Origin of the sequence: Sphingomonas sp. CCH9-F2 (genome assembly GCF_001556735.1) — a bacterium.
GTDB lineage: Bacteria > Pseudomonadota > Alphaproteobacteria > Sphingomonadales > Sphingomonadaceae > Sphingomonas > Sphingomonas ginsenosidimutans.
Genome location: NZ_LSJO01000523.1, coordinates 1 through 231 on the forward strand (window position 1 = coordinate 1; position 231 = coordinate 231).

Sequence of the window (231 nt, forward strand, 5' to 3'; positions counted from 1 at the left end):
TGATGAGCCTTGGGGCTTTGGACTTCGGTCTGATCGTCGACGGCGCCGTCATCATTGTCGAAAACGCGCTGCGCCGGCTTGCCGAGCAACAGCATCATGAAGGCCGATTGCTCAGCGTCAAGGAACGGCTCGCGACCGTGGCAGCCGCTGCGCGTGAGATGATCCGTCCCTCTGTGTACGGGCAGGCAATCATCATCCTCGTCTACGTACCGCTGCTCACGCTGACCGGCG

1 protein-coding gene is annotated in these 231 nt (G+C 61.9%); it reads left to right on the forward strand.

All coding sequences use genetic code 11. From position 1 onward, the window contains the following. The coding region (locus AX685_RS14890) for an efflux RND transporter permease subunit (RefSeq protein ID WP_156445836.1) at nucleotides 1-231 on the forward strand (231 nt) is incomplete at both ends.